The organism is Paenibacillus sp. CR_12 (genome assembly GCF_041953985.1).
Lineage (GTDB): Bacteria > Bacillota > Bacilli > Paenibacillales > Paenibacillaceae > Paenibacillus_AQ > Paenibacillus_AQ lautus_A.
Genome location: NZ_JAVFHO010000005.1, coordinates 237,848 through 250,239, shown reverse-complemented (window position 1 = coordinate 250,239; position 12,392 = coordinate 237,848). Strand labels below are relative to the sequence as shown.

The 12,392-nt window shown below is 53.2% G+C and carries 12 protein-coding genes; 10 read left to right on the top strand and 2 right to left on the bottom strand.

Translation table 11 applies throughout. From position 1 onward, the window contains the following. The first annotated feature begins 30 nt into the window (after window positions 1-30). The 5 genes from RB297_RS19950 (at window position 31) to RB297_RS19930 (ending at window position 4,588) form a co-directional block, all read left to right on the top strand. A complete protein-coding gene (locus RB297_RS19950) occupies window positions 31-195 on the top strand; it encodes a hypothetical protein (RefSeq protein ID WP_375121233.1) in 165 nt (54 codons plus the stop codon). 40 nt (window positions 196-235) lie between these two features. Then, on the top strand, window positions 236-955 hold the full coding sequence (locus RB297_RS19945) for a glycerophosphodiester phosphodiesterase (RefSeq protein ID WP_375121232.1): 720 nt from the start codon (window positions 236-238) through the stop codon (window positions 953-955). A gap of 349 nt (window positions 956-1,304) precedes the next feature. Continuing rightward, window positions 1,305-2,753 (top strand): MDR family MFS transporter, encoded by a 1,449-nt coding sequence (locus RB297_RS19940; protein WP_374705892.1) that lies wholly within the window; start codon window positions 1,305-1,307, stop codon window positions 2,751-2,753. 27 nt (window positions 2,754-2,780) lie between these two features. Next, the gene (locus RB297_RS19935; RefSeq protein WP_249732836.1) at window positions 2,781-3,380 is read left to right on the top strand and encodes a TetR/AcrR family transcriptional regulator; all 600 of its coding nucleotides are present in this window, start codon (window positions 2,781-2,783) and stop codon (window positions 3,378-3,380) included. A gap of 176 nt (window positions 3,381-3,556) precedes the next feature. Beyond that, window positions 3,557-4,588, top strand: a complete 1,032-nt coding sequence (locus RB297_RS19930) for a copper amine oxidase N-terminal domain-containing protein (RefSeq protein WP_375121231.1) — start codon at window positions 3,557-3,559, stop codon at window positions 4,586-4,588. 58 nt (window positions 4,589-4,646) lie between these two features. Here RB297_RS19930 and RB297_RS19925 read toward each other — a convergent pair whose 3' ends face one another. Continuing rightward, a complete protein-coding gene (locus tag RB297_RS19925) occupies window positions 4,647-5,255 on the bottom strand; it encodes a DUF421 domain-containing protein (RefSeq protein ID WP_375121230.1) in 609 nt (202 codons plus the stop codon). Window positions 5,256-5,371: 116 nt separating this feature from the next. Here RB297_RS19925 and RB297_RS19920 point away from each other — a divergent pair, with 116 nt between their 5' ends. Both RB297_RS19920 and RB297_RS19915 read left to right on the top strand, forming a co-directional pair. Further along, window positions 5,372-6,694, top strand: coding sequence for an MFS transporter (locus RB297_RS19920; RefSeq protein ID WP_096774734.1), 1,323 nt, complete (start codon window positions 5,372-5,374; stop codon window positions 6,692-6,694). Further along, complete coding sequence (locus tag RB297_RS19915; protein ID WP_036664719.1) at window positions 6,660-7,583, top strand: polysaccharide deacetylase family protein; 924 nt, start codon at window positions 6,660-6,662, stop codon at window positions 7,581-7,583. The genes RB297_RS19920 and RB297_RS19915 overlap by 35 nt, the downstream gene beginning before the upstream one ends. 97 nt (window positions 7,584-7,680) lie before the next feature. On the opposite strand, the gene RB297_RS19910 is transcribed toward RB297_RS19915, so the two are convergent. Continuing rightward, window positions 7,681-8,412: a hypothetical protein gene (locus RB297_RS19910; RefSeq protein WP_375121229.1), complete on the bottom strand. Its 732-nt coding sequence runs from the start codon at window positions 8,410-8,412 to the stop codon at window positions 7,681-7,683. 161 nt (window positions 8,413-8,573) lie between these two features. On the opposite strand from RB297_RS19910, the gene RB297_RS19905 reads away from it, so the two are divergent. From RB297_RS19905 to RB297_RS19895, 3 genes are all read left to right on the top strand, one after another. Then, window positions 8,574-9,293, top strand: coding sequence for a response regulator transcription factor (locus tag RB297_RS19905; RefSeq protein WP_145040087.1), 720 nt, complete (start codon window positions 8,574-8,576; stop codon window positions 9,291-9,293). Beyond that, window positions 9,290-10,654, top strand: a complete 1,365-nt coding sequence (locus RB297_RS19900) for a sensor histidine kinase (RefSeq protein ID WP_277747682.1) — start codon at window positions 9,290-9,292, stop codon at window positions 10,652-10,654. Before RB297_RS19905 ends, RB297_RS19900 begins: the two co-directional genes overlap by 4 nt. Before the next feature lie 253 nt (window positions 10,655-10,907). Further along, window positions 10,908-12,338 (top strand): aspartate ammonia-lyase, encoded by a 1,431-nt coding sequence (locus RB297_RS19895; RefSeq protein WP_375121405.1) that lies wholly within the window; start codon window positions 10,908-10,910, stop codon window positions 12,336-12,338. The last annotated feature ends 54 nt before the right edge of the window (window positions 12,339-12,392 follow it).

Genomic DNA, 12,392 nt, shown 5'->3' with positions numbered 1-12,392 from the left:
TGATGCGGAATTCAGGACGGTGTGGAGACGGTGGGCAAGGATACACCGCCATACCGTCTCTTTGTTCGAGCGAAGGACATCAAGCTAATTCTTGCTGTGCGCAGCAGGGATCGGGAAGCCCGCGGCGAACAAACCTATAGAGCTGCAAACGGCATTTCGATTGCGTTAGTCCGTCCTCTTGCGGTGGCAGTGTGATCGAGGCCGTCAATCGACTTATATATGGAGGGAATGGCACATGGAAGTACGTGGATTGGCCCATCGAGGGTATCCGCTCAAATATCCGGAGAACACGATGCTGGGCTTTCGGAAAGCGCTGGAGCTTAGCTTCTCGCACCTGGAGCTGGATGTCCAGCTGACGAAGGACGGCGTGCCTGTCGTGATTCACGATCCCACGGTTAACCGGACGACCGACGGAACCGGAGCGATCAATGCCTTCACGCTGGAGGAAATACGCAAGCTGGATGCAGGCCGGGGGGAAGTCATCCCCACGCTGGAGGAAGCGCTGCTTTTTGCCAAGGATCGGATGATCGTTGACATCGAGCTGAAGCAGATGGGGGACGCTTACCCCGGTTTGGAACAGAAGGTTATTGACGTGATCAAGGATACGGGCATGGAGAAGCAGGTATTCCTGACCTCCTTCGATCATTATTCGATTGAACGGGCCCGTTCCCTTGATCCTGACATCGAGCTGGGGCTTGTGATTTACGGGGCGACGCCATCGGTCTTTCCTTATCTGGAACAGATCGGCGCTCGCTATGTGTCCGTCAAATATGTATACGTGACCCCTTCGTTTATGGAGGAAGCGCGCAAGCGGGGGATTCAGCTCATCGTCTGGACGCCGGATGACGAGGCGGTATTGGCATCCCTTGCCCAGTATCCTGAACTCTTGATCGTAACGAACAACTTGGAAGGCTGGGCCAAAGTGTACAAAGAAAAGATTGCACTGAATGCTTAGCGTTTTCAGGGACTGACTTGCGCGCAGCGGAGTGACCTATTAGGACACTTGCATTTAGGAAATGCCAAGGGTCTTTCGGGGCAAAGCGAACCTAAAGTCGAAATGTGCATAGAAAAGGATCTGCCCTAGTCTCGATTGGGGCGGATCCTTTTATTATGAATGGCCGAATCCTGCTTGCTTCAGCTGCTTATGGCAGCGGAAAACGCCGCGGGCTTCATCTGGGCGGACGAATTTGAAAATTTAATGAAAATTTTCAGTTGACCTGCGGACAATTGTCCGTTAGAATAAAAAACGCGTTACCGGACAATTGTCCGTATAGACAAAAGACAGGGAGGATAAGGTCTTGGATATGGGAGTGGGGCCAAGTTCGGCCAAGATTGATTTAAGTAAAATAAAAAGAGGGCCGATCGTTGCCGCACTGATTATCGGAGCGTTCGTGTCCATCTTGAATGAGACATTGCTGAACATCGCTTTCCCAAGCTTGATGGAGCAGTTTGGCATTGGGGAGTCGACGGTGCAGTGGCTTTCCACATCTTACATGCTGGTTGTCGGTATTCTGGTGCCGGTCACGGCGCTGCTGCAGCTTTGGTTCACGACAAGACAGATGTTTATTGGCGCTATGTCGCTATTCCTGATAGGTACGATTATATGCGGCTTCTCGCCGGTATTCGGGGTGCTGCTGGTAGGCCGTATTCTGCAAGCCGTCGGAACGGGGCTTATGCTGCCGGTTCTGATGAACACCATACTTAGCATTTATCCGCCTCAGAATCGCGGAGCCGCAATGGGAATGATCGGTCTGGTCATCATGACGGCACCGGCGATCGGGCCGACGCTTTCCGGTTTGATCGTGGATGCGCTGAACTGGCGCTGGTTGTTCTACCTGGTCATTCCGCTTGCTGCGTTCTCCATCGTGTTTGCCGCGGTGTTCCTGAAGAACGTATCGGAACTGACCAAGCCGAAAGTCGATTACATTTCGATTATTCTGTCTACCATCGGTTTCGGGGGAATCGTATATGGATTCAGCAGTGCCGGCGAAGGTACCTGGTCTGATCCGAAGGTCATATGGTGCATTACGGCCGGGGCTATCAGCTTGCTGCTCTTCGTATGGCGCCAGCTGAAGATGGAGGAACCGATGCTGGATCTGCGTACCTTCAAATTTCCGATGTTCTCCCTCGTGACCGTGCTGATGCTGGTACTTATGATGAGCATGTTCTCCACCATGATCATGCTGCCGCTGTTCCTGCAGAACGCTCTGGGTTTGACTGCGCTATCGGCGGGTCTGGTCATGATGCCGGGCGGGATCATCAACGGATTGATGGCGCCGATTACAGGGAAACTGTTCGATAAATTCGGACCGCGCGTTCTGATTATTCCCGGCTTGGCGCTGCTGAGCATCGCCATCTTCCTGTTTTCGCGCATCGACGCTGCATGGACGGGTGGTTATGTCATCTTCCTTCATGTTATGATGATGATAGGGATTTCAATGGTTATGATGCCGGCCCAAACCACGGCTTTGAACCAGCTGCCGCGCTTGCTGTATCCGCACGGAACGGCGATCATGAATACGCTGCAGCAGGTGGCGGGAGCTGTCGGTATGGCGCTCTTTATCAGCATCATGACTGCAGGTGCTAAAAATTACGTTGAAACAACCGGGGATCTCAATCCGGTGCAAAGCATGGTTGCCGGTCTTCATAATGCTTTCGTAATCGGACTTGTTCTTGCAATCATCGCTTTCGTGCTGGGCTTATTTGTTAAACGTACGTCTTCACCCGTTGAAGAAAAACAGTCTGCCGCATAAGGTTCCCGTTTGTTTAATTAGAAAGGGATGCGTGCATTGCCGAAAGAGAATGACGAGTTGGGTCAAAAGATTTTGGATACGGCTCAGGCCTTATTTAACAAATACGGAGTCGAGGACGTCTCCATGCATCAGGTGGCCAAAACGGCGGGGATCGGTCAAGGCACCCTATACCGCCGGTATCCCAGCAAGAGCAAGATTTGCTTCACGCTGATGGAAGCCAAGATCGACCGGTTTATGGAAGGGCTGGACGTTTATCTTCGCAATAGCGAAGGCGAAACGGTAGCACACCAGCTTCGGACGGTAATGACGAAGGTGATTCTGCATTTCAACGAGGATCTGGAGTGGCTCAGGGTGATGCTGACCTCTGACCGTCTGGAGGAATCCAAGAACATTATGTGCGAGAACCCGCCCTTCACGTATTTGCGCTCACAGATCAAGCGTCTGCTGGAGCTTGCGGCAGAGCGGGGAGAACTGATGCCCCTGGATCCTCTGTTCACCTCCGTGATGCTTGCATCCCTGCCGCGGGCCGATATTATTCTGTACATGCGCGATATGGGATACAGCGCGGAACAGATTGCGGAGGAGTATTGCCGAAGCTTTGTGGACCCGCTATTTATACAACGCTAAATGATATATTCATGCACAGTGCAAAAGCCGTTTCGGGAGCTTGGAAAAGCCGCCCGGAACGGCTTTTTGGTTAATGTTCGGCCCTTGTACTTTGGATTTCAATGCAACATTTGGCAGATACGCCCGTCAGTATAGTTGTACATGATAATCTAAGGCACCTAGAAAGGATGATGAACATGAACAAACAATGGAAGAAGCAAGCAGCCACGCTGATGGTTGCCGCCATGGCAGTTTCCGGTGGCGCAGCGGCTTATGCGGCACCCCAAACCGGGGACATTCAGGAACAGAAGCCGGTGGTGATCTCGGCGGTCATTGATTATGGTGTGCTGGTCAACGGCAAGGAAGTGGCTGGAGCCGGATTTATGAATGCCGGCGCGAAGCAGGTCATGATCCCGCTGCGCAGCGTATCCGAGGCGCTCGGATTCGAACTGGAGTGGAATCAACAGGACCGCTCTGCGGAGCTAACCCAACCGGGATCGCCGATCTGGACCCTCGTTCAAACGGGCAAAGACCAGTATGCGGTTAACAAAATGTATAAGTTCCTCGGCGCTGCTCCGGTGAACGTAAAAGGCACGTTGTATGTTCCTGCGAGCTTCTTCAGCGAGGTGCTCCAGGTTAACGTCGCGGTTGATGGAACGAAGGTAAACATCACGTCCGAGGAAGAGGTTAAGAAGGAAACCGTGGTTGGAACCATCACGGGAGTTATCCATAACGAAGAACGCAAAGCCGTTCATATTAACGGCACGGGCACCGAAGGAATCGTGCTGAACGTGGATGAGAACACGGTCATCCGCGATGCGGAAGGCAAGAAGATCGAGCTTAAGGATCTTGCAAAAGGCATGAAGATCGAAGCGGTGCACAGCCTGGCGATGACGATGAGCCTGCCTCCTCAAACGTATGCTTACGAAATCAGCGTGAAGTCCGACAAGGAAGAAACGGAGCAGCTGGCTACGGCCGGCGCCATCACCGACATCAATGCGGATGGCGGCAACCTGCGCGTAACGATCAAGGGCAAAGGGTTGACGGAACAATCCCCCAATGAAGTCGTCCTAAATCTGACGCCCGAGACGGTTGTCGTGAATAAAGACGGCAAAGCCTTGAAAACGAGCGACTTGGCTGACGATGCGGAAATTATCGGCTACTACGGCCCGGTATTGACCAAGAGTCTGCCGCCAATCGGCAATGCCACCAAAATCGTTCTTCAATAAGTCATAAAAGGGAAGAAAGCCTGGCGGCAGCGCCAGGCTTCTTTCGGGATCCTTAATGTTACAAGGGAGGGAGCGGAATTTCCTTATCGTAAATGGTGATATTTAAACGCTTCTGTTCATCGAGTGAAGCGAAGAATACTTGATCAAGGGGGATTCCCCGCTCACCCAGCTGAGTCTCCAGCCATTCTCCGGTAAGGTTTAACTTTCGGAGGGTAATCGTTTGAATGCGTCCTTCTTTGACGACGGCGTAGGACAGGCCGACATTCTGCCGCTTTAACTTCAGGTCCTCCAGCGTGACGGCGGTCATCTCGATCTTTTTCAGGATGGATAAGGCACCGCTCGGCTCCAGCACCGCCATATCGACTTCCGCCATATCGAAGATCTGTTCCTTGCGCAGCATTTGCAAAATGTTATCGATGGAGTAACGTGCTTTTTTCATATTCGGATAAATGAACTGCCCGTCTTTAACGACAATCAGCGGTTCGATTGTAATCCACTTGCCGATGCGCCGGCTCTTCACAAGCAGGATCGAGGCAAGCTTCTGCAACAAGCCGATGGCAATGATCGCAAAGGCGGTACGGATATGTTCGATTTTGGGATCCGCGATATCTGCTCCGACCACGGAGCCTAAAATATGTATATACGTCCATTTCCAAGTCTGGATCATGGCTTTTTCTCCAATCTATAGACGAGATTACCTAAGCCTTCGTTTGCGCAGGTATATTCCCTTCGCATGCCGAATACTGTACAACAAAATCGTCCATGACGGATGGAGGGAAACGGATGAAGCGCAGTTGGGTGAATTCGCCGTATTCATTTTCGCTGGGCATGTTTGCCATGATGGTTCCGAGTCAGGCGTTCAGCTCCTTTTACATCTTTTTCTACGTCGATACCTTGGGTCTTGGCATAGGGCTGGCATCTCTGGCACGAACCGTATTTCTGATCTGGGATGCGGTAAACAATCCGCTCATGGGGTATTGGTCCGATCGCACCAGAACCAGGCTGGGACGGCGCAGGCCGTGGGTATTCGGGGCGATTCCGCTCTTCATGCTGACCTTCGTGCTCGTGTTCTCGCCGCCGGAAGGATTGTCTGAGAACGGACTGTTTATGTGGTTTTTGGTTGCCCTTATCCTGTATGAAGCCGTGGCAACCGTATTATGGGTCAATTATGGGGCGCTGTTCCCCGAACTGTTCCGCGGAGACCGCATCCGGGCGAAGGCCTCGGCCATCCAGCAGGGCTATCAAGTGGTGGCATTGTTGATCGGTACTGCGCTGACTCCGATCATCTATGACGCCATGGGATTTTCGAACATGGCGATTCTGTACGCGCTGCTGTTCGGCGTGTTCATGTTCCTGTGCATGATGAGCGTCCGCGAGGAAGAGGCGTACAGCGCAAGCGAGCCGCTCAAGCTTGTCCACGCGTTTCGTGAAACGCTGCGAAACAAGAAGTTCTGGGTGTTCAACATCTCCAATTCTTTTGCCCAGACGGTGAATGGGCTGATAAGCTCCACGATCCCTTTTTACGCAAAATACGTGCTCCGCATCCCGGACAATCAAGTGTCGATTCTGCTGGCGGCCGTGTTTGTATCCGTCATCCCCTTGGTGTTCGTGTGGTACTGGATGATCCGCAGGATGGACGGCGTGAAGGCATGGCGTTTGTCGCTAGGGATATATGGGTTATCCGTCATCCCTCTGTGGTTTGGCTATGATCTGATGAGCGGCATTCTGGCAGGGATCGGGGTAGGGTTCGGTCTGGCGGGATTTCTGGTTACGCCGGCCATGGTTAGCGGCAACATCATCGATGAGGATGCGGAGCGGACAGGGCTTCGCAGAGAAGGGATTTATACGGCGGTCAGCGGGTTTATTACCCGTTCCAGCGGATTGATCTCCGCCCTGGCGTTTTTTGTCGTAGGCATGATATTCGGATATGAGAGCGGTGACAACCCGGGGAGCGATCCGGAATCGACCTTTCGGTACTTAATCAGTGTCGTTCCCTTATGCCTGTTGGCCATTTCCTTCGTGCTGTCGTATGCAACCAAAATCGAATTCTCAAAATCCATAGGAGGCGGGCATGACCATGGAGCGAAGACTGATCATCAACTGTGACGATTTCGGACAGAGCAAGGCCATGAATGAGGCGATCCGGCACCTGCTGGAGGAGAATAAAGTTTCATCGGCGACCATCATGACCGTGGCCCCCGGCTTTGAGGAGGCAGCCTCCTGGGCCGCACGCCGTCGCCAACCCAATGTGGGGCTGCATCTGACCTTGACGAGCGAATTCGAAGCTTTGCGGTGGAAGAGCTTGACCGGTCATTCTTCGTTGCATGACGCTAGCGGTCATCAATACCGGACGGTTCAGGAGTTTGAACGGGGAGCGGAGACGGGCGCCGTGCTAAAAGAGTTGGAGGCGCAATACCGGCTGGCGAAGAAGGCCGGCATCCGCATCAGCCATGCGGATAACCACATGGGCAGCCTTTACGGGATGGAAACGGGGCGGAGCCTTATTCCGCAGATGTTGTGGAAGACTTCCCGCTGGCGCCTCCCCGCGCGCTTGTTTCGCTATATTCATCCGGAGGATCCGCTGCTCAGCACGCTGCCGAATATCGAGCGGCCGGTGGCGCTTGCCTCCAGCCTGGCCGATACGTTCGGCGTGCCGATCCCGGATTATCTGCTCTCGCATCCGTTTCCCGTCGTCGAGGGAGAGACCTACGAGAGCTTCAAACAGTCGCTGATCGATAAGCTGTACAGACTCCCCGAAGGGGTCAGCGAAACGTACGTTCACCCGGGGGCGGAGGATGAATGGATGCTGGCGAATATTCCGAATTGGGAGAAGCGGGTATGGGAGTACCGCCTGCTGTTTGATGATGATTTTGCTTACGGTTTGCGGGATGCCAAGGTGATCCTGACGGATTACCGCTACGTGGAGGAGCATTTGAAGCGTCCCCGCGTGCGCTCGGCGGTGAAGCTGATGAAGGCAATGGCCAAAAAAACGTAAGCCTATGCTAAAAACAAGCCCTGCCGCGGCACCGGCAGGGCTTGTTTTCGGTTAAGTACGCTGGGCTCGCACTGTCATGTACGGTCTCGCATCGACGTTACTTCGCTTCAGCTTCCAGCTTGGCAATCTGTGCCTTGTATTGGTCCAGCAGTTTCGCCAGCGCTTTTTTAATGGCGTCGGCGTCCTTGGAATCCATCGCTTTGAAGAGGTCAATTCTGGCATGGATAAACGCCAGATCCTCATCGTCGATCTTCACTTCCAAACTTTCTGCATCGCTGAGCTTCACTGCCTTCACGCTGGCTGTCTCGAAACGGATCACGTCGTGTTTCCCGTTGCCGGCATCAGTTTTCACGGCTTCCGCTGCTTTGATGGCGGTACTTTCGAGAGGGACAAGCTCCTTGATCTTGGTAATCTGTATATCCTTGATATCGCCACTGTCCACGAATCCCTTGACAGCTTCAGCCGGAACAGCCTTCACGGCAATGGATATTCCGAATTCGCCTTCTGCCGCGACCGGCTTTACCTTGCCGTTATCTGCAGTGACAGCCGCGGCCTCCGAGAAAAAGAAGGTTCCCTCGGTTCCGGCAAGCTTCCCGTATTTCGCCAGCGTATCCTTCCAGTCCTGAACCGTTTCCGGCGCGTGTTTTTCAGCCAATTCCAACGGATTCGGCATAACGGAAATGGTTGCCGTGGTGGCAACGGGCGCGCTTTTACCTGTTGGGTTCGGTGCATCGGCTGGGGTTTCGGCACCCGAGGCATGGACGGGAAGAGCTGCTGTTCCAAGAAGGGCAGCGGATAGGGCGAGCTTGCCAAATAGTTTGTGCTTCATCGTATTAACACTCCTTATCGGGGTTGTTTTGTCTTACAGTACCCAGTGTACGAATCAGCATTGGCAGAACATTGGTGTATTTGTGGAAAAACAATGGCATTCCCCATTCGCTTTGTGCCGATTGGTATACTAAAGAGGAGATGAAGCTCGGAGGTAATGATATGAACCAAACCTATCTCATCGCCGTTGTGGATGACGATTTGCATATACGAAATTTGGTGGAGGCTTATTTGCGCAAGGAGGGTTACCGGACGGTGGGCCTTGGCACGGCGGAGGAAGGCTGGGACATGTGGAGAACGAATCCGCCGGATATGTGGGTGCTCGATATTATGCTGCCCGGCATGGACGGTTTCGAATTGTGTCGGCGGATCCGCGCGGAAGCCGAGGTCCCGATCATCATGATCTCGGCCAAGGACAGCGAGGTGGATAAAATATTGGGGCTTGAGCTGGGAAGCGACGACTATATGGTCAAGCCGTTCAGCCCTCGCGAGCTGGTCGCCCGAATCAAACGGCAGCTGAGCCGTTGGTACAAATTCAACCGAGCGGAGAATGTCCCGCGGCTTGCGGCCGCTTCCCCGGAGCTTAGCAATGGGCGGCTTCAGTTACTGCTGGAGGAGAGGCGCGTGTTCTGGAACGGGGAAGAAGTGGATATGACCAACAAAGAATTCGAGATGCTGAGAGTGTTTGCCGAGCATCCGAACCGTGCGTTTACCAGGGACGAACTGCTGACCTCCGTATGGGGGGACGATTATTTTGGGAGCGACCGGGCGGTTGACCATCTCATTAAACGGCTGCGCAAGAAAGTGGAGCAGCTGCCGATCGAGGCCATATGGGGACATGGATACCGAATGAGAACGGATGGGGAGGAATCATCGATATGAAGCTGGTCCATCAGATCAATCTTGCGTTCGCTTTGTCGCTTATACTCGTGCTGTCCGTGACGGCCGTCGTCATTCATTATGTGCTGCTGGACCACTTTATCGGCACGCAAAGAAAGGACATGCAGTCCATTGGGGCGGCGCTAACGGCAAAGCTGGAAACAGCGGCTGCACAGAGCATCCCTATCGAGAGCGAGCCTTTGACCGTTAGCGGGTTTGCCTCTGCGCAGGTTGCCGAGGTAGGCGTTATTATTCAGGACAGCCAAGGGAATATAGTCCGCTCGACTCCTGTAACCCCTACCGCCCAGTACATGGGCATAGCAGCAGCCAGACCCGATAGCATAGCTTCGTTTAAATCCTCATCGGTGGACGGGCAATTCCTAACCGAGGTTACGGCAGTTCCCCAAGGGACGATGACGCTGATTACGCCAGTGAGCAAAATCAAGGCGATTGAGCAAGCGCTGCTGGGGCGCTTGATGCTCGTATTCGGCGCAGGGGCCGTGGTCATGGTGATCTTAAGCCTATTCATCACCAAGCGGCTGATTAAGCCGCTGATGCATCTGCGGGAAGAATTGAAGAAGGTGAAGGAGCGCCAATTCTCCGAAGTCCGGCGCGTGTCGGCAAGCGGGGAGCTCGGCGCCGTGGCAGAGTCCGTCTACGAAATGGCCGGTGAGCTGGAGCGGTACAATCATGTGCAGAAACAATTTTTCCAGAACGCTTCGCACGAGCTGAAGTCGCCGCTCATGTCCATATCCGGATATGCGGAGGGAATTCGGGACGGCATATTCGAAGGGGAGGATATTCGCAAAGGGCTCGATATCATTATGAGCGAGAGCGGCCGGATGAGAAATATCGTGACCGAGATGACGCTGCTGGCCAAGCTGGACAGCGAAGATGATATTTTCAAGGCCTCAGAAGTCAATATGAAAGAGCTTGTAGAGGAAACGATCGAGAGGATCAATCCGGTTCTGGTGAAAAAAGGGCTGTTCGTGCATCTTTCGTACGGGGATAACGAATCGTTAACGGTGTATGCCGACCGGGATAAGCTGCTGCAGGCGCTGCTGAACATCGTTTCGAACGGGGCGAGGCATGCAAGCAAGCATATTTACATTCAAGCCGGTCTCCAAAAAGGTCGGGTGGTGCTCACCGTATCCGATGACGGCGAAGGGATCTCCGAGGAGCTGCTGCCTTATCTGTTCCATCGGTTTGTGAAGGGCAAGAACGGGGAGACGGGACTCGGTTTGGCGATTGCCCGGGCCATCGTGGAGCGCTGCGGAGGCCTGATCACGGCGGGGAATCGCCAAGAGGGAGGGGCCGTGATTTCGTTAGGCTTCCCGGTGCACGGGAAGGCTTCCGTGGCTTAGGGGCTGTAACCATCCATCTTAACGCAAGTCAATGGAAATCAAGCCGTTTGGGGTAAGAGGGGCTTTTTCTGGGTATTTATACTTAGAGAAAGCCTCATTTTTTGCGCAATCACACATATTATTCAATATTCCCTAACAAAACGCGTAAGCTATAGAGGATTTCAAGTTAGTAGGCAGAATTCTGTATATATCCGGGCAAGCTGGATGATAACAGGTGACAAGCAAGATACAAAATAATCAAAAGGCGATGGTGATGTTGTCCATGGATATGCAGTATCGAGTGGAGAAAGATTTTCTGGGGGAAAAACAGCTTCCTATAGATGCCTATTACGGCATCAATACCGTCCGGGCGGTAGAGAATTTTCCGATTAGCGGGGTGCCCATTCATGCCGAGCTCATCTCGGCTCTCGGAGAAGTAAAGAAAGCGGCCTCGCTGGCTAATATGGAACTTGGCCTGCTACCGAAAAAGATAGGCAGCGCCATTATAGAGGCGGCAGACGAGATCATCGCAGGCAATCTCCGTTCCGAATTCATTGTCGATTCCATTCAGGGCGGGGCGGGCACTTCGATCAATATGAACATGAATGAGGTATTGGCGAACCGGGCGCTGGAGATTTTGGGAAAACAGAAGGCCGAATATTTCTACTGCAATCCTAATAATCATGTCAATATGTCGCAATCCACGAACGATGCCATTCCGACGGCGATCCGCATTGCGTCGTACCGTCTGACCCAGGATCTCCTTGGCGTGTTCCGGACCTTGGTCGCCGGCATTCAGGACAAGGCCAAGGAATTCGACGATGTCATCAAGATGGGACGCACGCATCTGCAGGATGCGGTACCGATCCGGCTTGGACAAGAGTTCGGGGCTTATGCCAACGTGCTGACAAGGGACATCCACCGCATCGAGCGGGCAGCGCAAGGGTTATTGGTTGTCAATATGGGCGCGACGGCCGTAGGCACGGGATTAAATGCAACGCCGGACTATATGCAGAGCGTCGTCCAGCATTTGATTGAGCAGACAGGTTTCTCCCTGAAGCAAGCCGAGGATTTGGTGGATGCCACCCAGAACACGGATGCTTACATGGAATTGTCGGCTGCGCTCAAAGTGTGTGCGGTGAACTTCTCGAAAATGTGCAACGACATCCGCCTGATGGCTTCCGGACCGAGAGCCGGCTTGAACGAGCTGAACGTGCCTCCGAGACAGCCGGGCTCGTCGATCATGCCGGGCAAGGTCAATCCGGTGATGGCGGAGGTCATGAACCAGGTGTCGTTCCAGGTCATCGGCAATGACCATACGATCAGTTTGGCTTGCGAAGCCGGGCAATTCGAGCTTAACGTCATGGTTCCGGTGGCCGCCAACAATCTGATGCACTCCCTGAAAATCCTGAAGAACGGCATGGACGTGTTCTACAAGAATCTGATGGTTGATCTTACAGCCAATAAGGAACGCTGCAAATACTTCGTGGATAACAGCTATGGCATCATTACGGCATTGAACCCGCATTTGGGCTATGACGTAGCCTCCAGGCTGGTAAAGGAAGCGCAGAAGACAGGTCAAAGCATCAAGGAGATCATCCTGGAACAGGGGCTTTTGACAGAGGAGCAGATTCTGGTCATTCTGGATCCTTACCACATGACATCGCCGGGCATTGCGGGAGAAGAGTTCCTGTTGAATCAATAAGGATGTCTTTAACGATAACGAGTGATAGAGCTGACCCCGATTCCATTCGGGGTC

Bases quoted from the DNA above. Each gene is read 5' to 3' on its own strand.
- RB297_RS19945 (WP_375121232.1), top strand. From the start codon at position 236: ATGGAAGTACGTGGATTGGCCCATCGAGGGTATCCGCTCAAATATCCG.
- RB297_RS19920 (WP_096774734.1), top strand. From the start codon at position 5,372: ATGAAGCGCAGTTGGGTGAATTCGCCGTATTCATTTTCGCTGGGCATG.
- RB297_RS19910 (WP_375121229.1), bottom strand. From the start codon at position 8,412: ATGAAGCACAAACTATTTGGCAAGCTCGCCCTATCCGCTGCCCTTCTT.
- RB297_RS19895 (WP_375121405.1), top strand. From the start codon at position 10,908: ATGTTGTCCATGGATATGCAGTATCGAGTGGAGAAAGATTTTCTGGGG.
- RB297_RS19940 (WP_374705892.1), top strand. From the start codon at position 1,305: ATGGGAGTGGGGCCAAGTTCGGCCAAGATTGATTTAAGTAAAATAAAA.
- RB297_RS19900 (WP_277747682.1), top strand. From the start codon at position 9,290: ATGAAGCTGGTCCATCAGATCAATCTTGCGTTCGCTTTGTCGCTTATA.
- RB297_RS19930 (WP_375121231.1), top strand. From the start codon at position 3,557: ATGAACAAACAATGGAAGAAGCAAGCAGCCACGCTGATGGTTGCCGCC.
- RB297_RS19925 (WP_375121230.1), bottom strand. From the start codon at position 5,255: ATGATCCAGACTTGGAAATGGACGTATATACATATTTTAGGCTCCGTG.
- RB297_RS19905 (WP_145040087.1), top strand. From the start codon at position 8,574: ATGAACCAAACCTATCTCATCGCCGTTGTGGATGACGATTTGCATATA.
- RB297_RS19915 (WP_036664719.1), top strand. From the start codon at position 6,660: ATGACCATGGAGCGAAGACTGATCATCAACTGTGACGATTTCGGACAG.
- RB297_RS19935 (WP_249732836.1), top strand. From the start codon at position 2,781: ATGCGTGCATTGCCGAAAGAGAATGACGAGTTGGGTCAAAAGATTTTG.